16 protein-coding genes and 1 tRNA gene are annotated in these 20,912 nt (G+C 43.3%); 9 read left to right on the forward strand and 8 right to left on the reverse strand.

What is annotated here, in order from left to right:
• The first annotated feature begins 84 nt into the window (after nt 1-84).
• From ACIH2S_RS16855 to ACIH2S_RS16865, 3 genes are all read left to right on the forward strand, one after another.
• Complete coding sequence (locus ACIH2S_RS16855) at nt 85-378, forward strand: helix-turn-helix domain-containing protein (protein ID WP_036949597.1); 294 nt, start codon at nt 85-87, stop codon at nt 376-378.
• Nucleotides 379-569: 191 nt separating this feature from the next.
• A complete protein-coding gene (gene dicD, locus ACIH2S_RS16860; RefSeq protein ID WP_413784995.1) occupies nt 570-1,142 on the forward strand; it encodes a division control transcriptional repressor DicD in 573 nt (190 codons plus the stop codon).
• A gap of 126 nt (nt 1,143-1,268) precedes the next feature.
• A tRNA-Phe gene (locus ACIH2S_RS16865) sits at nt 1,269-1,344 on the forward strand.
• Nucleotides 1,345-1,470: 126 nt separating this feature from the next.
• Here ACIH2S_RS16865 and ACIH2S_RS16870 read toward each other — a convergent pair.
• A complete protein-coding gene (locus tag ACIH2S_RS16870; RefSeq protein WP_036949595.1) occupies nt 1,471-2,394 on the reverse strand; it encodes an aminoimidazole riboside kinase in 924 nt (307 codons plus the stop codon).
• 39 nt (nt 2,395-2,433) lie between these two features.
• Complete coding sequence (locus ACIH2S_RS16875) at nt 2,434-3,429, reverse strand: LacI family DNA-binding transcriptional regulator (RefSeq protein ID WP_036949589.1); 996 nt, start codon at nt 3,427-3,429, stop codon at nt 2,434-2,436.
• A gap of 250 nt (nt 3,430-3,679) precedes the next feature.
• Between ACIH2S_RS16875 and ACIH2S_RS16880 the strand changes: the two genes are divergently transcribed.
• The 6 genes from ACIH2S_RS16880 (at nt 3,680) to pta (ending at nt 14,368) form a co-directional block, all read left to right on the forward strand.
• Nucleotides 3,680-4,942: an MFS transporter gene (locus ACIH2S_RS16880; RefSeq protein ID WP_036949587.1), complete on the forward strand. Its 1,263-nt coding sequence runs from the start codon at nt 3,680-3,682 to the stop codon at nt 4,940-4,942.
• Nucleotides 4,939-6,384, forward strand: a complete 1,446-nt coding sequence (locus ACIH2S_RS16885) for a glycoside hydrolase family 32 protein (protein ID WP_272535933.1) — start codon at nt 4,939-4,941, stop codon at nt 6,382-6,384. Before ACIH2S_RS16880 ends, ACIH2S_RS16885 begins: the two co-directional genes overlap by 4 nt.
• A 312-nt stretch (nt 6,385-6,696) precedes the next feature.
• Nucleotides 6,697-7,437 (forward strand): MurR/RpiR family transcriptional regulator, encoded by a 741-nt coding sequence (locus tag ACIH2S_RS16890; RefSeq protein WP_036949583.1) that lies wholly within the window; start codon nt 6,697-6,699, stop codon nt 7,435-7,437.
• Between the two features lie 283 nt (nt 7,438-7,720).
• The gene (locus ACIH2S_RS16895) at nt 7,721-9,277 is read left to right on the forward strand and encodes a PTS transporter subunit EIIC (protein ID WP_006658525.1); all 1,557 of its coding nucleotides are present in this window, start codon (nt 7,721-7,723) and stop codon (nt 9,275-9,277) included.
• 11 nt (nt 9,278-9,288) lie between these two features.
• Nucleotides 9,289-10,659, forward strand: a complete 1,371-nt coding sequence (locus ACIH2S_RS16900; RefSeq protein ID WP_108479502.1) for a class-II fumarase/aspartase family protein — start codon at nt 9,289-9,291, stop codon at nt 10,657-10,659.
• Between the two features lie 475 nt (nt 10,660-11,134).
• Nucleotides 11,135-14,368: an autotransporter Pta gene (pta, locus tag ACIH2S_RS16905; protein WP_430247775.1), complete on the forward strand. Its 3,234-nt coding sequence runs from the start codon at nt 11,135-11,137 to the stop codon at nt 14,366-14,368.
• Nucleotides 14,369-14,466: 98 nt separating this feature from the next.
• On the opposite strand, the gene ACIH2S_RS16910 is transcribed toward pta, so the two are convergent.
• From ACIH2S_RS16910 to ugpB, 6 genes are all read right to left on the reverse strand, one after another.
• A complete protein-coding gene (locus ACIH2S_RS16910; RefSeq protein WP_036949578.1) occupies nt 14,467-15,426 on the reverse strand; it encodes an Rpn family recombination-promoting nuclease/putative transposase in 960 nt (319 codons plus the stop codon).
• Between the two features lie 208 nt (nt 15,427-15,634).
• Complete coding sequence (gene ugpQ, locus ACIH2S_RS16915) at nt 15,635-16,378, reverse strand: glycerophosphodiester phosphodiesterase (RefSeq protein WP_108479505.1); 744 nt, start codon at nt 16,376-16,378, stop codon at nt 15,635-15,637.
• Nucleotides 16,375-17,445, reverse strand: a complete 1,071-nt coding sequence (locus ACIH2S_RS16920; RefSeq protein WP_430247776.1) for a sn-glycerol-3-phosphate import ATP-binding protein UgpC — start codon at nt 17,443-17,445, stop codon at nt 16,375-16,377. Before ACIH2S_RS16920 ends, ugpQ begins: the two co-directional genes overlap by 4 nt.
• Before the next feature lie 2 nt (nt 17,446-17,447).
• Nucleotides 17,448-18,293: a sn-glycerol-3-phosphate ABC transporter permease UgpE gene (ugpE, locus tag ACIH2S_RS16925; RefSeq protein ID WP_036949570.1), complete on the reverse strand. Its 846-nt coding sequence runs from the start codon at nt 18,291-18,293 to the stop codon at nt 17,448-17,450.
• Complete coding sequence (gene ugpA / locus ACIH2S_RS16930; RefSeq protein ID WP_349488098.1) at nt 18,290-19,177, reverse strand: sn-glycerol-3-phosphate ABC transporter permease UgpA; 888 nt, start codon at nt 19,175-19,177, stop codon at nt 18,290-18,292. Before ugpA ends, ugpE begins: the two co-directional genes overlap by 4 nt.
• Before the next feature lie 69 nt (nt 19,178-19,246).
• Nucleotides 19,247-20,560, reverse strand: a complete 1,314-nt coding sequence (ugpB, locus tag ACIH2S_RS16935; RefSeq protein ID WP_108479508.1) for a sn-glycerol-3-phosphate ABC transporter substrate-binding protein UgpB — start codon at nt 20,558-20,560, stop codon at nt 19,247-19,249.
• Nucleotides 20,561-20,912: the final 352 nt, after the last annotated feature.

Consider the following 20,912-nt stretch of genomic DNA (forward strand, 5'->3'; position numbering starts at 1 on the left):
TTAGATTACTCTCGCCAATTAAAGATAATAATATTTAATTATCTTTGAATACTATTATCTCAATAAAACTCGCATGGAGGGATCATGCTAGCTAATCAACAATTTGATAACCATGAAGTATCCAATTACATTGGTTCATTTCTTAAACGACGACGTAAAGTCGTTGGGCTCACGGGCGCTGAGCTCGCTTCTCGTTTAAGCATCAGCCAACAACAGATTTCTCGCTATGAGCGAGGTGTCAATGCGATTACTATTCAAAATCTTTTGGGAATTTTGCATGCTTTAGAATTAAAAAAGCACGATATTGATGAGTTCCTGCAAAATATTTTTAATTTTTATCATATCGATATTGATATGGAGAAAAAGTTGTTTAACTAGAAATTAATTTCTACTAAACAACTCGTTAGGTATAGAGAGGGTAATGCCTCTCTACCTCTTCTCTCTTTGACTTCCCCGTAATTCCCCTCTATCACCCTCATACTTGTGACAAAATCAACGCCTATAAATCAACTTTGAACATTGCTATGATGGAAAAATTAGCAAATCTTGTGATGGAGATAACGATGAGTATCCAGCGCGACACTATTTTGAGCCATGCGTTAAACCAGTTAGAGCAACAGGGGTTATCTGCCTCGACAGAAAGTTTACTCACTGAAATTGAATCCGATTTTACGACCTTACGCCAATTTTGGCCTGATGATGAAGCCCTCGTTTATGATTCTCTACGCTATCACGGGCAGCAAATTGAAGTGTGGCAGCGCCAAACCTTATTAGATGAGCGACTCAGCCCACAACTTAAACTCATGGCTCGTTATCAACAGCTGGCAGAGAAAGTCCGCGAAGGGCGTTTCCCTGGCTGTCTGTTTATTTCTGCCTGCAACTATTACCCAGACCCAGAACACCCTATCCACCAATTAAGCCGCCTGCAAAAATCCAACTCATTCAGCTTTACTAAGCAGCTGCTCGATGAGCTAGATATTGAAGATGCAGAACTCGTCGCCAATCAGATGGAGTTGGTTTTAGAAGGCTGTTTAAATCGCTTGTTGGTTAATCGCGATATCCGTGATGTGGAAATTGCTCAACAGCTTTCTGAAGATATTTTGGCTATAGCTCTGTGCCGTAAAAAAGGCGCATTAAGTTAAAATTCGTACACTCGCGCGTTAAACAGGCGTTTTTTGTCGAAAAAGAAAACACTCAGTCAGAAAATGGTTTTTTTTATAAAAAATGCATTGACGAGAACAGCCTAATACGGTTTAATGCGCCCCGTTGCCCGGATAGCTCAGTCGGTAGAGCAGGGGATTGAAAATCCCCGTGTCCTTGGTTCGATTCCGAGTCCGGGCACCACTATTTAAAGAACCCGCCCTAGTGGCGGGTTTTTGCTTTCTAGCGAATCACCTCAGTCTTTACTTCTCAAAAACCACTTTCTTCATTCACCACAACCCCCCCCTAGAAAATTGCGCGAAATCGTGACTACAGGCTTTTGAGTAAATCTTGACGATATGGCAATGCGGTCATTGCTCCCTTCGCCGTGGTGGCTAATGCGCCACAAATTTGTGCTTGTCCAATAATCATGCCCAGCGTATTTTCATCGCGCGGCAGACCATAAACTGCCAACCCTGCTAATAGACCTGCGACAAAGGCATCTCCCGCACCTGTCGTATCAACCACCACCACGGGTCTAGCTGAATAATGCAGAATATCTCCCTGCCAACACACCATCACCCCATTTTTCCCTAGAGTCACAAGTAGTAAATCAAAAGAATACTGTGTGGAAAGTTGTGCAATACCTTGCTGAATATCGGTTTTGCCGCTTAAGAAAAATAATTCTTCTTCGGATAACTTCACCACCGAAGCGAAAGTTAACGCTTTATGTAAACATTCACGCAATAGATTTTCATCCTGCCAAAGATCCGTTCGGATATTAGGATCAAAACTAACGCGCCCACCTGCACGACGAATTTTTTCCATAGCATAAAATGTGGTACTACGGCTCGGCTCGGCACTCAGCGCGATAGAGCACGCATGTAGCCATTCATTTTCCTGAAATACCGGTAAATCCTCTATTTCTAAAAAAAGATCCGCTGCGGGACGAACCATAAACGTAAAAGTCCGTTCTCCCTCTTCATCCAGTTCAACCACCACCGTTGATGTACGATGTTGCGGATCCAACTTCATATAGTCAGTGTCCACTCTCTCTTGATCTAGCGTGCGGCACATAAAGCGACCAAAAGGATCATTCCCGACACGACCAATAAACCCACTTCGTCCATCAAGGCGAGCAACCCCAGCCGCCACATTCGCAGGCGCACCACCCGGCAGCTGAAGTAAGCAGCCTTCTCTTTCGGGGATCAAATCAACAACAGCATCACCGAGAACCCACACTTTATCGGTCATAAATTACTCCACAAGCAATATTGAAAATAGTCAGTATGATTAAATTGAATCCCTTGGTAACCAAGGCGATGAAATATAGACAGTTTCTCGATGCGTCTCCCCGTTAATGATATGTAGCGCGCTACGCTTACCAATCTCATAATGCGGAAGTTGTACCGTCGAAAGCGGTGGAATAAATAATTCACCGATCCCAACCATATTGTCGTAGCCCACAACAGCGACATCTTTTGGGATCTTCAATCCACTTTCTAACAAGATCTGATAAACGATGAATGCGATCCGATCGTTTCCACAAATAACTGAATCAAAACCCGCTTTTCCATGGTGGATCTGCTTGCGTACAATCTCAGGAATATCTGCATAATTTTCTGTATTTAAAAAATGATGAGATAACGCATCGGCATTGATTCCATGTTCTTCACAAGCGCGCTTAACACCAAGAGCTCGACGGAGAGTCGCCGGGTGGTTAGCTGGGAGATATAAACATAGCGGTTGGCGGTATCCCGCATTTAATAGCGCTTTCACCGCGTTATATTGGCCATCTTCATCATCGGGTACATAGCTGGCCGTTGGTACATTTAGGCTTTCACAGTTAGCGAGTACTAATGGTACCTTCATCATGTGCTTGGTAATTTCAACCTGCCTAAGCCCCATTGCCGTGTAAATAATGCCATCTGGGCGATGAGAAAAAAGTAAGCTCGCGATAGCTTCAGGATCATCACCTTCTAGCATATTCACCACATAGCTATTCCAGCCGTGTGAACGCGCGGTTTCTTCAATAGACAGCGTAATATCGACAGAAAAAGGGGACGTTGCCGTATCTAGCGCCAATACCCCAATCGTTCGAGGTTTTTGCCCTGACCGTGTACCGCGGATCATCCGAGCTGAAAGATCAGGCGTATAACCCGTTTCATTAATGGCTTTTTGAATGCGTTCTAGTGTCTCTTTTTTCAGCTTTTCAGGATTATTGATAGCTCTTGAGACCGTCATCATTGAAACGCCCGCCAGCTTTGCGACATCTTTTAAGAGTACCATTTTGCCCTCTTTACTCTGTTTTCAACGTCTTTGTTTTCAACGTCTTTGGTTCCAACGTCTTTTCGTCGGAGTATATCAACCAATAAATCGCCACATGATTGCGAGAATCAGAAACCTGTGACATCCCTCACATACCGTCAATGTTAATGTTAACATTGGTGATTAACATCATATTTATGCACTATACCGTCTTTTATAAAATGAATGTTAACATTAACAATATAGACATTCTGACAGTAGGAGAATATCTATGGGCAAAAAAACACGCGCTAACATGCATGCCTATCTCACATTAAGTGGTTTGTTATTTACTTTCTTTTGGACATGGTCATCCGTGTTTTCCTTGGTATCTCTGTGGCTCAGCCAAAAAATTGGCTTAAAGGGCACCGATACGGGCATTATTTTTTCTGTTATCAGCTTAACCGCATTTTGTGCTCAGCCTCTTTACGGGTTTATCCAAGACAGGCTTGGCTTACGCAAAAATCTATTATGGTTTCTGGGGGGATTGCTATTAATCAGCGGACCTTGGTTTATTTTTGTCTGTACCCCCTTATTGAAATGGAATATTTTTGCGGGAGCGGCCGCGTTGGGCATTTATGTTGGCGCGACTTTCTTTGCCGGTATTGGCGCTCTTGAATCCTATACTGAACGCGTCAGTCGTATTGCAAGTTTTGAATATGGTCGTGCCCGTATGTGGGGCTCACTGGGCTGGGCGGGCGCCACCTTTTTTGCTGGGTTATTATTTAATATCGATCCCAACTTAAATTTTGCCATGGGTTCTGCCAGCGCACTTCTGTTCATCATTTTGTTATGGCGTTTACGCAACGTTCGCCCTCATACCATGAATGAACTTGAGTTCGGAAAAACTCAGTCGCTGACTATCACTGATGCGCTGGGATTATTACGCATGCGCTCATTTTGGTCTTTGGTGATATTTGTCTGCGGGGTAAGTGTTTATAACGTCTACGACCAACAATTTCCGGTCTATTTTGCTTCGTTGTTTGCAAGCCAAAACGAAGGCAACGAGATGTTTGGCTACTTAAACTCGCTTCAGGTCTTTTTAGAGGCAGGTGGTATGTTCTTAGCACCTTTCCTCGTCAATCGGATTGGTGCCAAACGTGGTCTGCTTTTGAGTGGTGTCATCATGGCACTGCGCATTTTAGGTTCGGGGCTTGCTGACGATGCAATCACGATTTCATTTATGAAGCTGCTACATGCGGTTGAACTCCCTATCCTATTAATTTCATTATTTAAATACATTACATCCGTATTTGATAAACGTTTATCTGCAACCATCTACTTAGTGGGTTTCCAGTTTGTAGCGTCGCTCTGCGCCTCATTCTTATCCCCGCTCGCAGGCTACAGTTATGACACATTAGGCTTTGCAGATACCTATATGATCCTCGCCGCTATCGTCATTTTGATGACGATAATTTCAAGTGTCCTTCTGCAATCAGAGGACGCATCAACCGTCAATCGTATGACAACATCGAAAAAAACGGTGGAACTATGAAACAAAAACTTCAGCAAGCACAATTTGCTCTTGAGCAACTTAAAGCTCAACGTGGAAATACCTATTACCCTGACCTCCATCTTGCGCCACCCGCTGGCTGGATGAATGATCCCAATGGCTTGATCTGCTTTGATGGGTTATATCACGCATTTTATCAACATCATCCAATGAGTGCTGACTGGGGACCAATGCATTGGGGTCACGCCACCAGCCACGACATGATCCATTGGCAACATGAACCTATCGCCCTAGCACCCGGTGATGACTATGATCGTGATGGCTGTTTTTCAGGTTGTGCCGTAAATGATAATGGAACCCTTTCACTCATTTATACGGGGCATGTGTGGCTAAAAGAAGCTGGTGACGATAGCGCTATCCGTGAAGTTCAATGTTTAGCAACCAGTACTGACGGTATTCACTTTGAAAAACAAGGTATTGTGCTAACGCCTCCCGATGGCATTATGCATTTCCGTGATCCTAAAATTTGGCAAGAAAACGGCACTTGGTGGATGGTGATAGGTGCACGAGACGCGGCAAATTGTGGGCAAACGTTGCTTTATAAGGGAAATTCACTACGCGAATGGCAACTTGATCGAATCCTCGCTCACGCTGATGTTGATGGTGGCTATATGTGGGAATGCCCAGATTTCTTCCCGTGTGGCGACCACCACTATTTGATGTTTTCACCGCAAGGTATTCAACAAAATACAGGTTATCAGTATCGTAATCGCTTCCAATCCGGTGTGATCCAAGGTCACTGGCAAGAAGGAAGCGCTTTTATACAAAGTCAAAAATTTACTGAACTGGATAATGGGCACGATTTCTACGCGCCACAATCATTCACGACAGCTGATGGACGACGTGTCATTATAGCTTGGATGGATATGTGGGAATCTGCTATGCCATCCAAACAAGAAGGCTGGGCAGGCTGCTTAACCCTACCACGCGAGTTATTTGTACGAGATGGGCATTTATGCCAACGTCCAGTGATTGAAGCCAAATCACTGCGCCAACAGAGCCAACTCATTGAGCCTCACTCGGTTAGTCAAACAGAAGTGCTACTCGAACATTCCAGCGCCATCGAGTTAGAGCTTGTTTGGGATAGAAACCAAAGTAATGCTGAACGATATGGCATAGCGCTAGGTAATAAGGTAGGCGATGGATTAGAGCTGTATATTGATAGCCAATCTCAACGCTTAGTGCTCTGGCGGCACTACCCAGAATATGAGCTGGACGGTTATCGCAGCATTCCATTACCCACAAACGATAAACTTTCATTGCGTATTTTTATTGACCGCTCCTCCGTTGAAGTCTTTGTCAACGATGGTGACGCCGCAATGTCTAGCCGCATTTATCCCCAACCTAATGAACGCAAGCTAATGTTATTTGCTTCTCATGGTAGCGCGGTTATTTCTGAAGGAACGCTTTGGCAGCTCAAATAATGATTGAGCCGGAATTGGGATAAACAAAATCGCCTTGTGATGTGCTTTATCACAAGGCGTTTTTAATCCTTTAGACTCTGGTTGAGGTTCGTTTCACTTTTATATTCTTAGCTTAAATAGATAAGTATTATTATCGACCTTATAAGTTATTCACATCAAAAAAACTCCCGGAAAACCTGCATAAAATACGGCTTTAACGTATAATCAACGCTGTTGAGCTTTTGCTCACTTCACACAGTGTCGATATCATCATAAATAACACGCGAACCCAGACTAAAATGGGCTTTTGATACTCTATTGATCAGGTGAGATATGCTGGATTTTCTAAAGAATTATGACAACTTAACCGTCAGTGAAAAAAAAGTATTAAAATATCTTACCGATAATATTGCCGATATTCCCTACTTGAATATTAATGAATTAGTCGCCAAAACGTTTGTCTCTAAGACTGTCATTATTAATTTGTCCCAGAAATTAGGCTTTAGTGGGTTTAAAGAACTCAAATTTCAAATTAATAACCATATCCTTTCGCAAAATAAAGCGGAAAAAAATAACCCGGCATCGTATAAAAAGCAGCTTGAAAATAATATCCATAAAACCTTCACGTTGATTAATGAAGAGCAAATTCGCGACTGTGCGAAAACATTACGCGGCTCGCGTAATATCTTTTTAGTGGCACGTGGCACCAGTAAAGCCGTCGGTTATTATCTTGAACACTTGCTATTCTCCCTTGGATTACACTGCTTTTTTATCAACGATTACAATCTCTCCGACTCGTTTACTCGTCTGGTTAACCAAAATGACACCGTGATTTTTATTTCGCTGTCTGGCGGAACCAAAAAAATCATCGAAACCGCTAAAATCGTGCAGTTGAAAGAGGCCAACATCATCAGTATGACCGCCTTTCACACAAACGAACTCACTGCCTACGCCAATAACACCCTTTTCTGCTTCGCGGATAGCTATGACACTAAACGGGATGATTCAAAATCCAGAACCGGATTTTTCATTCTGGTGGACTTGTTAATTAATGAATTGGAAAATCTGCTGTAAATAAACGCCTCCCTCACCTTATTTATTTAGCTTAAAGTTAATTAAATACTTTTCATTCAATTATTTTTGTTATTCTTCAAATAATTATTTATTTAAAAAATCATCAACACATTGATGACAAAATTATTATTAGCATGATTTTTAAAGCTTTATTCAATAATAATGACCTAGGTCTTAATCTGTGACCTGAGATAATATTTAAAACCGTAACATCATTTCATTTAAAAAACCCAGTGCTAGTATTCCAGTTAATTTCAATAATTCTTCGTCATTAGGAAAAAATATGGCTAAAAGAAAATTCGGTGAGTCAATCCAGCGCTTTGGTAGGACACTGCTCCTGCCAATCGGGGTTCTGGCTCCAATTGGTATGATACTGGGGATCAGTGGTGCATTAGTTCAAACCTACATGATTGCTCGATTCCCTTTCCTCGGCAATGAAACCGTTAACGCATTACTTGTCAGCATCCGTTCTATTGCGGGCGTTATCTTCGACAACATCCCATTACTGTTCGCCATGGGGGTTGCCTACGGCATGAGCCAGCGCGATAAGGGGATCGCGGTCTTCGCCTCCGTTGTCGGTTACCTTTCGTTGATTATCACCATGAATATTTGGTTGGTACTCACCGGTAAACTGGCGGATCCGGCGATTATGGGTCAAGTGGGACAGATTAAAGTTTTAGGTATTCAAACCTTAAACATCAGTGCCGCTGGGGGGATTATTACAGGGTTAATTGGTGCATGGGCCACCGATAAATTCTACAACCTCGAGCTACCGACCGCCTTCGCCTTCTTCTCAGGTAAAAAATCGGTTGCAATTATCATGGTCGGTTTAATGATCATGGTCGGTGGAACATTACCGTTTATCTGGGAAGTCTTAGTACAAGGCTTGATGAAGCTTTCTGCCGTCTTCCTAAGTCCTGTCGGTCCATTCTTTACCGCAGGGGGTGAACGTCTGTTTATTCCATTCGGGTTACACCATGTTTGGAACGTTCTGTTTAGATTTACCGAAGCCGGTGGTACCTATGTTATTGATGGACAAACCTTTGTTGGTGTCGTTCCAGCCTTAACGGAAGTGTTATTTAAGCAAGGTCCAAGTAGTGAATACTGGGCAATGATGCCAAGCCTGACGCGCTTTATGGCACAGCAACAAATGCTGGTGACGCTGTTCCTGTTCCCTGCGATTGCATTAGCTATCTATAAAACATCGAAAAAAGAGAACCGCGCTGAAGTTAAATCGATGTTGGTGACCATGGTATTGACCGCGATGCTCGGTAACGTGACCGAACCGCTCGAATTTACCTTCGTGTTTATCGCACCGCTGCTGTACTTAATCTATGCCATCATCGTCGGTATTGGTGCAGTGTTGTTGTCATTCGCTGGGGTTGCTATCGGGTATATCCGTGGAACCGTGTTTGACTTCACTATCTTCGGTCTGCTGTACGAGCACACTAACTGGATATTCTTAGTCCTGATTGGTGGCGGTTTAGCGGTAGTGACTTACTTCATCTTCTACTGGGCGATTATCAAATTTGATATCAAAACCCCAGGTCGTGAAGAGTCGAGCAACCTGAAAAATACCTTAATTAAAGAAAAACGTTATGGTGAAATCGCTGAGATCCTTGTTGAAGCCTTAGGCGGTAAAGAGAACATTCGTAACGTAGATAACTGTATTACCCGTATGCGTATTGATGTCGCAGAAGTGAATAAAATTGATAAAGATTTAATGTTGGAATCAGGATGTACCGCATTCTTCTTTCCATCGGCAAACCACGTCCACGTAGTTTATGGACCGAAAGTTGAATTTGTTCGCAACGCTGTTGATGAGTTCATGAAGAAATAAAAGGATATATGATGAGAGCCTTATATGATTCTAAGAGTAAAACCATCGATGACCGCGGTATAAAAGCCCTGTTATCGGATGAAGCCAAATACAATACTTGGCTGATGTTTGAATCCATGTTAGCTCAAGCGCAGGCTGAAGCGGGGTTTATTCCCCAATCAGCGGCCGATGAAATTAAAGAAAAAGCGGTTATTGAGAACATTGATTTTGAAGAGATGAGCCGCATTTACCAAAAAATTGGGCACGGCTTCGTTCCCTTCTTAAAAGTCTTGGTGAATGCATGTTCTGAGGAGAGTGGTAAATACATCCATTACGGAATTACCACCCAAAATATTCAGCAAAGCTCGCAGCTGTACATGATGAAAACGGTACATAATAAATTTATGTTGCTGTTAAGTGAGATCATCGAAAACCTGTCGGGTCTTGCTGAAAAAACTAAGCATATGGTGATGCCAGGTAGAACCCATGGGCGCCATGCGATCCCAATTACTTACGGCTACAAAGTGTCCGTGTGGATCAGCGATTTCATTGACTGCTACCAGCGTATGAAAGAGTGTGAAAAGCGCGTATTTACCATCATGATGGGCGGCGCTGTGGGCGCGTTTAACTCCATGCCGGGGATTGGTTTAGAAGTGCAAAAACGCGTTGCTGAACTGACGGGTATGCATGCGATGGAAGTCCCATCGCGCAACCTAAGCACCCATAAACTCGAGTACATGGCGAACTTAGCGCTGATGGCGAATATCTGTCATAAAATCGGGGAAGAAGTTTACAGCACGACGCTGGAAGAAATAGCGGAAGTGTCTGAAGGCTTCACCAAAGGCACAGTGGGCAGCAGCACCATGCCACACAAAATCAACCCAAAACTGGCGAAAGGGATTATTGCTAACTCCCAAAAACTGTATTCGTTACCGAGTGTTGGGATGTATTCTGCCGTCAGACCGTATGAAGGTGATAGCAGCTCTTATATGTTATTCGATGGGCTTATCGAAGAAGCGCTGGAACTGACTACTGAAATTTTATTAAGAACCGAAGAGCTTTCGAGAACTCTGGTACCTCACGAAGAGAGAATGCTGCATAACGTTCTGAGAAATAAAGGGTTAGATAATACCGAATACGTGATGATGAAAATGGCTGAGAAGCTGGGTAAAGATAAAGCACACTCATTGCTGTATGAAGAAGCCATCAAAACCGCAGCGGATGGTGAGGATTTCTACACTAACCTCACCAAGAACGAAACCATTACGGCAGCATTTAGCAATGATGAAATCAAAGCGATGCTAGACCCACGTTCGTATATTGGTTTGTCCGTTGAAATCGCAGAAAAAGAAGCGAAACGTGGTTTAGCCGCAGCCCAAGAAATTAAACAGATTTATCAGTAATTATTCGCTTAATAATTTAACTTAATTCTGTTATTTGAAGCCGCCATTTTAAAACAATGGCGGCTTTTTTTGGTTATAAAAATATGAATATTGCTAAATAATAGAAAAATAATTCATTACTTTAAATTAGTTATTAATACTTAAAAAATAATTAGCAAGAATGACTGTTAATAAATAATGTGAATTTGTTACCACAACTGATTTATTCTCAATAAATTTATCTAAATTTTAATTCCTGTATTCAAAAGCAAAAATTAATTTAATTCCCCACGTAGAACTATCATTTAATTTGTTCTGTTCACGTTCTATTCATCTGCATTTGATGTGATTAGCTAGTCAATAAATCTACTTTTTCGATAAATAAAAAGATTTTGAGATAGCGCTCAAGTATTTATTTTTATAAAACACAGATTATCTCTGCGATTCTGTTTTTGATTCTTAATGATGTTTTTTGATTGATAACAAAGGTATCAGAATGAACAAAGCACATAAATTTGCGTCATCTTCTCGTTATAAAAATAAAGCTGCAATAAATAAAAATATTTTTCAGCTTTCTATTATTACTTCTGCGCTATTATTTTCCGGCTATACGCTGGCTTACTCTGAAACAGGGCAACTCGGTGATAAAAATAGTTGGGAAAGCCAAGAATATAAAAATGACTGGGGTTTAGCCGCCATGAATGCCTCCAGTGCTTATGCGCTGGGATATCATGGGCAAGGCGCTAAAATCGGCGTAATGGATTCAGGCGCATTGTTATCTCACCAAGAGCTAAGTGGCTCTCGCTTCCACGCGGTCAAAGCCAAAGGTGAATACGGCTCCACGGGGATGCGTTATCCTCAAGAGTTAGGCGGTCACTATGAAAAAGGTCAAGCCTTCGATGTGACTGGAGATTGGATCAAAGGCGTGAATGATACTCACGGTACCCACGTGACAGGTACCGTCGGTGCTAACCGTGATGGCGAAGGTATGCACGGCGTTGCCTGGGGTTCCGATGTGTATGTGGGTAACACAGGTGCCACCGACAGCAATAACTATGGTCCTTATCAAGATTACCAATATTTCTATACTGGCTGGAAAGCCATGGTGGATGCTGGTGCCCAAGTGATCAATAACAGTTGGGGTACCAACCCAAGAATTATTGATGCAGGGAAAACGGTCGGTCCTGATGGTGGTAACACCACGGTACATTTACCCGTTGATACCACCCAACAAACTGAGTACGAATATTTCTATTTCAAAAAAATCTACGGGGATAACCCATCCTTTGTAGATGCCGCCTATGATGCCGTGAAAGGCACCAATGTTGTTCAAGTCTTCACCACAGGTAACCGCGATTTTAAAAACCCGTACTATCGCCCTCTTTACCCTTATTTCAATCCACAAGCAGAGAAACATTGGATTGCGGTTGCAGGGTTAAAACAGACGGCAGATAAAACAGGCTATGAAATTGAGGGTATGTTTAACGAGGCGGGAAATGCCAAATGGTGGACCGTCGTTGCCCCTAGCCGCTATATCTACTCCAGCGTCGTAGATGCTGACGGCAATCCGGGTTGGGATACCTTTAGCGGAACATCAATGGCAGCACCACACGTCACTGGTGCCATGGGCGTTTTAATGTCTCGTTATCAATCCATGAATGCCCTGCAAGTTCGTGATGTGATGTTCACGACTGCCAACCGTTATAACCCAGATGGCAGCCTCTATAAAGGCTGGACGTCCGCGGATGGCGTACCTGATGAGCGCTATGGTTGGGGTACTCCTGATCTCGAAAAAGGTATGTATGGCCCAGGTCAATTCTTAGGTAAATTCGAATACCAACTGGATGCTGTCCCACTTGATGTCTGGACAAATGATATTAGCCAAGCGGCGTTAGATCAGCGTGAAACCGAAGATTTGGCGTGGTTAGCCGATTATAAAGCCAACGGTATCGATGCCGGTGGCGATTATAATCTTGGTACCGATTTTGTCGTCAATGATGGCAATCCAGACCCAACTTCTCACATTGTCGATAAAGAAGATGCTAAAAAATGGCGTCAGGAATATTACCAAAAACGCGCTGAGGCCATTCAAGCCAAAATCGATGCAGGTTTGTATGATGGCGCGTTAGTCAAAGCGGGTGAAGGCACATTGGTGATGACGGGGGATAACACCTACCGAGGCGGTACAACCGTCGAACAAGGCTCTCTGTACGGTTTTACTGAATCCTTTGGTACTGCAGACGTGAATGTTAACGGCGGCACAATTAGCGTGCTTAATCGTTATAACGACAAATTTACTCAAAAAGGTCAGTTAGTCTCCAATGAAAGCCATAAAGCCAATATCAACATCAACGATAAAGGTACCTATTTAGTCACCGCAGGTCATGATGTGAATGTCGGTAATATGACCTTAAATCAAGGCGCTAAACTGGATGTTGCTGCCGATAACATTGGGCAACTGAAAGATGTTTATCTTAATGATAAATCAATCCAAGGTACGGTTAACGCAGATAATTTAGCTGACAATCGCGCTAAAACCAAAATGCTGGCGACAAATGCCAATAATGCTGCCGCAGATGATTATGCGTTATTCCAAAAAGACGTTTCTGTAAAAGATAACACCATTACGGGCACTCTGAGTAAAAAAGCGGATGCCTCATTTGCTTCATTTGCTAATAATGAAAATGGTCGTTCGATTGCTAATTCATTAGAAAGTAACGCTAAAGGTCAGCTATTTGATGCAACACTACCGATGAGCGAACGTGACCTTCGTAATACTTATCAATCACTCGGTAGTGATATGTACCTTAATGCGAATAATGCCAGTGTGGTGAACGTATTGGGTCTAACTCGTACCGTGAAAGATCAGGCTATCGGCGTGGGTCATGGTCGCTATGCTAACCTTGAAAATAGCAATGCACGCATTTGGATGACAGGTGTTGGTCAATGGGGCAACCTTGACTATGGCTACAGCAATATGGATACCGATTTCTATGCAGCATTAGTGGGTGCAGAAATTGATGTCGCTGAGCATACCAAAGCGGGACTGTTCTTTGGTGCGGGTTCATCTAAATATAAAGCTCATGAGTACGGCAAAATTGACAGCAATGATCTGCATGTCGGTGCCTACGGTGTATCCAATATCAAGAATGTAGCTGCGATTAACTATGGTGTAACGCATACAAACCAAGACCGAGATGCAAAACGCACGCTGTGGGTAGGCCAAGAGTCCGGTTATAACTCCACCAGCTATGATGCAAAAATCACGCAATTCTTCGTGGAAGGTGCTTATACCCAGCTGAATAATGACCGATATTCTGTTGAGCCTTATGCTGGATTTAACTGGCTGCATGTCACCAGCGATAATCTGCATGAGCAAGTCGGCAATATGCAATTCACCACCAAAACAGATAACCAAGATATCCAAGTTGGTACCGTTGGTTTACGTGGTGACTATCCATTCAGCGCGGGTAATGTGAATCTCACACTGAAAGGTGACGTATCTGCGAGCCATTTATTTGGCGATACTCGCCCAGAAGCGATGTTGTTCCTGTCAGACACTGGCGAAGCCAAAATTCGTGGTGGCAAGTTAGATAACTTATTCGGTGTAGGCTTAGGGGTTGATGCTCAACTGAATAAATCCACGACTTTCGGTGTTTCTTACCAAGGTCAATATAACAGTGATGTCAGTTCAAGCGGTGTGAATGCCACATTAAAAATTAACTTTTAATTCAATTAATTAAAAAAGGGCAGAATCAATTTTATGTTGATTCCGCCCTTCACAGTTTTTTATCAATACAGTTTTTCGATAAATACAGCGTATGTTAATTAGCTCATATCTTGAATTTCAGAATGAGATAAGCCTGTAATTTTGCTAATGATATCAATGTCTAAACCTAGGCTTAAACTGGTCAAAACTTGGGTGTAAGTGCGTTGTTTGGCCTTCTCCTGCTCTTCTTGTCGAGCTTCTTCTCTTCCTTTGACTAACCCTCTTTTTACTCCTCTCTTTAATCCTTTTTTTAACCCCTCATTTCGTAAACGATCGGCAATGGTCATAACAGTCTCCTGATATCCTTCGGTTTTTTCTATTAATGTTTTGACTATCTTCTTGTATGTCGGCGTATCCATCACACTAAACAGATAGTTGATGATTAAAATAACGTCATCACGGTGGTTTTCGTTCTCCTTGATTACCTGCGCTAAGCGCTTTGATAGAACCATCAGGTCATCTTTCAAAGAAGCATGTTTGAGAACTAGCTCCATCGCGGCGACTTTTCGGTGATTCACAAGTTCATCGTCGCTTGCCACCGTGACATCCACTAATGGCAGTGGATTACAGTACAAATCATGCGCTAAATCAGACCACTCAAAGCAATCCGTCCATGACTGGGAATAAGGATAAGGAGATTGATTACCATGATAAAACAGGATGGGAACCACCAGCGGCAAAGTTTGGTGCCCTTGCTGCAAATGCTGATTCATCGCGCAAAATGCGTAATGCATCAGCCGCCAGCCCATCAGCTTATCGGGGGAAGATTGATGCTCAACCAAGAAATAAAAATACCCCTTCCCCCTGAGTGTTTGAACGGAATAGAGCATGTCCGAGAAACGAGAGCGCAATGTTTTATCCACAAATGAAGCACTGGCCAACTTCAAGGTATCAAAATTGCAGAGGTGCTTAATGCGATTAGGAAGATGGACTTCAAAAAAATCCCGCGCATTATCCACTTTGCTCATAAAGCCTTTAAAGGTTGAATCATGAGGAGCTACAATTGATTGGGTCGCCATCTCGGTCTCGTCTTGGTTCATAAGATGACGAGATACTAACCAATATTTTCGGGAGAGTGAGAAAAAGTTATTCCTAATTAATGAGAATCACTTGACATACTAACCCTTTGCTTTTAATCGAATTATTTACTTGTTTTAGCCATAAAAAAACACCTCAATCAGCGTATTGCTTATTGAGGTGTCATTAAAAATAAACGAATTTTTTAATTTATTCTGCGGGGAAATTTGGACCGATTAAATCAATACGATCAGTACAAATGGCATCAACGCCCCACGCTAATAATAATTTAGCGCGTTCAGGGTCATTCACCGTATACACCAGAATATATAAGCCCGCTTGCTTCAATAGCTCGACCCGAGCTTTATCCAATAAGAGATGATCTAAATGGATAGAGACACAGCCTAAGCGAGTTGTCAGTTCACGCCAATTCTCTCGCCACTCCTCCAGCAATAAACCGCGTGGCAATTCAGGTGCTGCGGCTTGAGCAGCTTCAAGGGACTCAATGGAAAATGAAGAGAGTAACGGTGCAGTTTGTCCTTCCCATAATTGTCGAGCCGCTAATGCCACCACGGTTCCTGTTTCTCTCTCCAAGCCGGTGGTTGGCTTAATTTCAATATTCGCCATCATGCGATGTTGTTGGCAACGCTCAGCCACTTGCGATAATAGCGGCAAATGTTCGTTAGCAAATTCTTGGCTATACCAGCTTCCAGCATCAATATTGACTAACTGGCTCCAGTCAAAATTCCCTGCAACCCCATGCCCGTTACTCGTGCGCTCAAGGGTATCATCATGCAGAAGGAATATGTGACCATCACGGGATAATTTGGTATCAAACTCAATCATGGTATGACCATATTTCGCCCCAACATCAATCGCTGCGAGCGTATTTTCAGGGGCTAATTTACCACCACCGCGATGGGCGACAATTTTAGGATAAGGCCAAAGATTCATAAACGGTGTCCATATTGAGTATCAAAAAAATGCTGATGGGCTTCAGGAAGATGAAGCCATAACGTGGAGCCAATCTGAGGGCGATGCTCGTGCCCAAGGCGCACAATCACTTTTTGCCCTGCCCACTGACCATGCACTAAATTATCAGCGCCTAACATTTCGATGGTCTCGACGACCAGCGGGATCCCCCCTGACGATTCAGAGCCTAACTGTAAATGTTCCGGTCGGGTACCTAACGTTAGCGCATGCCCTACCCACTGTAAATACGTTCTACCCAACGGTAATTGCATTCCGCCGTCGAGCTCAAAGCGAGAACCATCCGCACTCAGTTTTCCTTCCAGCAAATTCATGGCAGGAGAGCCAATAAAACTCGCCACAAAACGGCTGGCAGGACGCTCGTACACTTCAACTGGGGAGCCAATCTGTTCCGCAACGCCTTTATTCATCACCATCACTCGCTGCGCCAAGGTCATCGCTTCCACCTGATCGTGTGTCACATACAAGCTGGTGGTTTTTAAACGACGATGCAGCTGTTGCAGTTCAAGGCGCATCTGTACCCGCAACTTTGCATCGAGGTTAGAAAGCGGTTCATCAAATAAGAATACGGCGGGGTCACGCACAATGGCACGCCCCATTGCCACGCGCTGACGTTGACCACCGGAAAGCTCTCTCGGTTGACGCTTTAATAATCCATCAAGCTCTAAAATCCGTGCGGCATCCGCCACTTTTTGGCGAATGATCTCTTTTCCTAGCCCACGAATTTTTAGCCCCCATGCCATATTCTCTTCAACGCTCATATGAGGATAAAGCGCGTAATTTTGGAATACCATCGCAATGCCACGCTCTTTGGGTTCTAGATGCGTGACTCGCTTTCGGTCAATCCAAATATCCCCGCTCGTCACTTGCTCTAACCCTGCCACCATACGTAATAGCGTGGATTTACCACACCCAGAAGGCCCTACCATCACGATAAATTCGCCATCTGCCACATCCACTGTCAGCGGCTTGATCACTTGATTTTTTCCGTCCCAACTTTTAGTGACGGCTTGAAGTTTTAATTCTGCCATGCTTATTTCTCACTATCGACCAAGCCACGCACAAACGCCCTCTGCATAGCTAATACCACAAGAACGGGTGGAATCAGCGTGAGCAACATTGCCGCCATCACTTGATTCCATTGAGTCGTACCTTCACCCGATGCGATCATGCCTTTGATCCCCGCAACTGCTGTTCCTAAGCTGGGATCTGCAACGATCAAGATTGGCCACAAATATTGGTTCCAACCATAAATAAACGTGATCACAAACAACGCGGCTAAGTTTGTTTTGGACAACGGCAACACAATGTCGATGAAAAACCGCATTGGTGAAGCACCATCAATACGCGCTGCCTCTATCAGTTCATCCGGCAACGTCATAAAAAATTGGCGAAATAAAAAAGTCGCCGTCGCGGAAGCCATCAACGGCAAAGTTAGCCCAGCGTAACTATCCACCATGTTTAAGTTAGAAATCACCTCTACTGTGGGGAAAATTCGCACTTCGACAGGCAACATTAATGTGATGAAAATCATCCAAAAAAATAGGCTACGGCACGGAAAACGGAACCAAACGATGGCAAATGCCGATAATATCGAAATCGTAATTTTTCCAATCGCTATCACCAGCGCCATAACGGTGCTATTTACCAGCATCAACCAAAATGGGGCGCTGTTCGCTGCCACACCGTTATTCCAAATATGTAGAATGTTCTCCCATAAATGAGAGCCAGGTATTAGGGTAATGGGGGTATCGAAGACCGCTTTATCATCGAGTGTCGCGGCAACAAAGGCCACATACAGCGGGAATAAAATCACTAAAATCCCAATTACCAACATGGAATGACTGAATACGCTCAGTCCACGATTTTTCTCTATCATTGGTAACGTACCTTACGCTCGATAAAACGGAATTGAATCACCGTTAGGACGATCACCAAGCCCATCAAAATCACAGATTGAGCTGCGGATGAAGAGAGGTCGAGCCCTGAAAAACCTTCACGGTAAATCTTATAAATTAGTGTCGTCGTCGCTTGTACTGGCCCCCCGCCCGTTGCCGCGTCAATCACAGGGAAAGTATCAAAGAAGGCATACACCAAATTCACCACCAATAAAAAGAAACTCACCGGAGTGATTAATGGTAAGGATATTTTAAAGAAACGGCGGATAGGTCCCGCACCGTCGATAGCAGCCGCTTCCATCAAAGAGCGTGGAATAGATTGCAAAGCAGCGAAGAAAAACAAAAAGTTATAACTGATTTGTTTCCAAACTGAGGCTAAAACAACTAAAAACATCGCCTGACCGCTATTTTGTGCATGGTTCCAGTCATAGCCAATGGATTCCAAACCATAGGTTATCAATCCTCTGCCGGGACTAAACAAAAACATCCATAAAACCGCCGCAACAGCAGGTGCAACGGCGTAGGGTAGTAGCATCAATGTTTGGTAAAAACGGTTTCCTCTTACCACATAATCAACCAAAGCCGCGAAAAACAGCGAGACGACAAGCCCACTTCCTGCTACCCAGCCACTAAAAATCATCGTGGTATAGAAAGAGTCTACATAGTAGCTATCGCTAAAGAGTTGAGTGAAGTTTTCTAACCCCACAAACTCACTGGATAATCCAAAAGGATCAATACTTTGTAATGAATACCAAAGCGCTTGTCCGGCTGGCAAAATAAAGAAAATCACCGTAATGATGAGCTGTGGTAATACTAGCGCATAAGGTAACCAGCGGGAGCGAAATACGGGACGAGATGATGACATAAGCAACCCAATAAATCAGATGTGATGCAGCGCCCCTCTTAATTCCATCAAGAGGGGCAAAAGAACTCATTACTGAGTGGATTTTTCGAAACGGCGCAGTAATTGGTTACCACGCTCAACAGAGGCATCGAGGGCTTGTTGCGGTGTCTTTTTACCTGACCACACGGATTCCAGCTCTTCGTCCACGATGGTACGAATTTGTGGCATATTACCTAAGCGTAATCCTTTGGTATAAGGTAACGGCGCTTTGTTTAACATTTGGCGAGTCGCAATATCCGCCCCCGGATTTTTGTCATAAAAGCCGGATTTTTGGGTTAACTCATACGCTGCCGTTGTAATCGGTAAATATCCTGTATTTTGATGCCATTTTGCGGCATTTTCAGGCTCAGCTAAGAATTTCATAAATTCCGCAACACCTTTATAGGTCTCAGGATCTTTACCCCCCATTACCCACAAGCTTGCACCACCAATGATGGCATTTTGTGGTGCCGTTGGAATTTGTGCATCGTAAGGCATCATGCCAACACCAAAATCAAACTTAGCATGCTTGCGAATATTCGCCAGAGAACCGGAGGAACCAGTAATAATGGCACAATCCCCGTTATAGAATTTCTCAGTTGGCTCGTCTTTACGCCCTAAATAGCTGAAGGTGCCTTTTTTATTCATATCTTGCAGCTGCTCGATATGCCTAACGTGATCTGGGGTGTTAAACTCCAGTACTGCATCAGTGCCGTCAAAGCCATTATTCTTCGATGCGACAGGCAACCCGTTCCATGCACTGAAGTTTTCAATTTGTATCCAGCCCTGCCAACCACTGGCGTAGCCGCACTTCATTCCTGATTCACGTAGCTTTTCAGTATATTGGGCAAGATCTTGCCATGTTTTTGGTGGGGTATCTGGATTTAAACCGGCTTTTTTGAAGGCTTCTTTATTGTAATAAAGCACCGGAGTGGAGCTATTGAAAGGCTGGGATAGCAGATGCCCCGTTTTCGCATCGCTGTAATAACCCGAAACGGTAGGCACAAACTGAGATTCATCAAAATCAATTCCAGCTTCTTGGAAAACTTCGTAGACAGGTTTGATGGCTTTGGATGACATCATCGTCGCAGTACCAACTTCATAAACCTGTAGTATCGCAGGTGCATTGCCAGAACGAAATGCCGCAATCCCTGCAGCGAGGCTTTGCTCGTAATTTCCTTTATAAGTGGGCACCACGTTGTAATCTGGGTGAGTTTCATTAAAGCGAGTGACAAGGTCATTCACTTCTTCACCAAGCTGACCTTCCATTGAATGCCAGAATGGGATTGTGGTGACTGCCATTCCTTGACTACTAAAAGCCAAGCCTAACATCATTGCTAAAGCGGACTGTTTGATCGATGCCATGCCAATTCTCTCTTTTATATGACTGAAGTTTATCCGCAGAGATTTACACCAAAATGTGCGAATTCACGCAGTTTATGTTCGAGAGAGAATTTATCACCGAGAAATGACAGAAATATCGCCAACACATGACAGATTAATGACAACCATATCTCTAGCAAATGACGCTTACATGACAATCGACGTGTTTTATTTTCACGGTATATCGGAAAAAAACACTCAATTTAAATAATAAAATTTTGATTATTGAAAAATGATTAAATAACAAAAAATAGGAAACATGAATAAAAAAGTAAAAAAAGATGCCAGAAATAATTTTGCAGAAATTGTCATTCTATACATATTATTCACCTTA

Origin of the sequence: Providencia lanzhouensis (assembly GCF_050469745.1) — a bacterium.
In the GTDB taxonomy this organism is placed as follows: Bacteria; Pseudomonadota; Gammaproteobacteria; order Enterobacterales; family Enterobacteriaceae; genus Providencia; species Providencia lanzhouensis.

Bases quoted from the DNA above. Each gene is read 5' to 3' on its own strand.
- ACIH2S_RS16875 (WP_036949589.1), bottom strand. From the start codon at position 3,429: ATGGTACTCTTAAAAGATGTCGCAAAGCTGGCGGGCGTTTCAATGATG.
- ACIH2S_RS16885 (WP_272535933.1), top strand. From the start codon at position 4,939: ATGAAACAAAAACTTCAGCAAGCACAATTTGCTCTTGAGCAACTTAAA.
- ugpQ (WP_108479505.1), bottom strand. From the start codon at position 16,378: ATGAATCTTTGGCCTTATCCTAAAATTGTCGCCCATCGCGGTGGTGGT.
- ACIH2S_RS16895 (WP_006658525.1), top strand. From the start codon at position 7,721: ATGGCTAAAAGAAAATTCGGTGAGTCAATCCAGCGCTTTGGTAGGACA.
- ACIH2S_RS16900 (WP_108479502.1), top strand. From the start codon at position 9,289: ATGAGAGCCTTATATGATTCTAAGAGTAAAACCATCGATGACCGCGGT.
- ugpB (WP_108479508.1), bottom strand. From the start codon at position 20,560: ATGGCATCGATCAAACAGTCCGCTTTAGCAATGATGTTAGGCTTGGCT.
- ACIH2S_RS16880 (WP_036949587.1), top strand. From the start codon at position 3,680: ATGGGCAAAAAAACACGCGCTAACATGCATGCCTATCTCACATTAAGT.
- ACIH2S_RS16870 (WP_036949595.1), bottom strand. From the start codon at position 2,394: ATGACCGATAAAGTGTGGGTTCTCGGTGATGCTGTTGTTGATTTGATC.
- ACIH2S_RS16910 (WP_036949578.1), bottom strand. From the start codon at position 15,426: ATGGCGACCCAATCAATTGTAGCTCCTCATGATTCAACCTTTAAAGGC.
- ACIH2S_RS16920 (WP_430247776.1), bottom strand. From the start codon at position 17,445: ATGGCAGAATTAAAACTTCAAGCCGTCACTAAAAGTTGGGACGGAAAA.
- ACIH2S_RS16855 (WP_036949597.1), top strand. From the start codon at position 85: ATGCTAGCTAATCAACAATTTGATAACCATGAAGTATCCAATTACATT.
- pta (WP_430247775.1), top strand. From the start codon at position 11,135: ATGAACAAAGCACATAAATTTGCGTCATCTTCTCGTTATAAAAATAAA.
- ugpE (WP_036949570.1), bottom strand. From the start codon at position 18,293: ATGATAGAGAAAAATCGTGGACTGAGCGTATTCAGTCATTCCATGTTG.
- ACIH2S_RS16890 (WP_036949583.1), top strand. From the start codon at position 6,697: ATGCTGGATTTTCTAAAGAATTATGACAACTTAACCGTCAGTGAAAAA.
- ugpA (WP_349488098.1), bottom strand. From the start codon at position 19,177: ATGTCATCATCTCGTCCCGTATTTCGCTCCCGCTGGTTACCTTATGCG.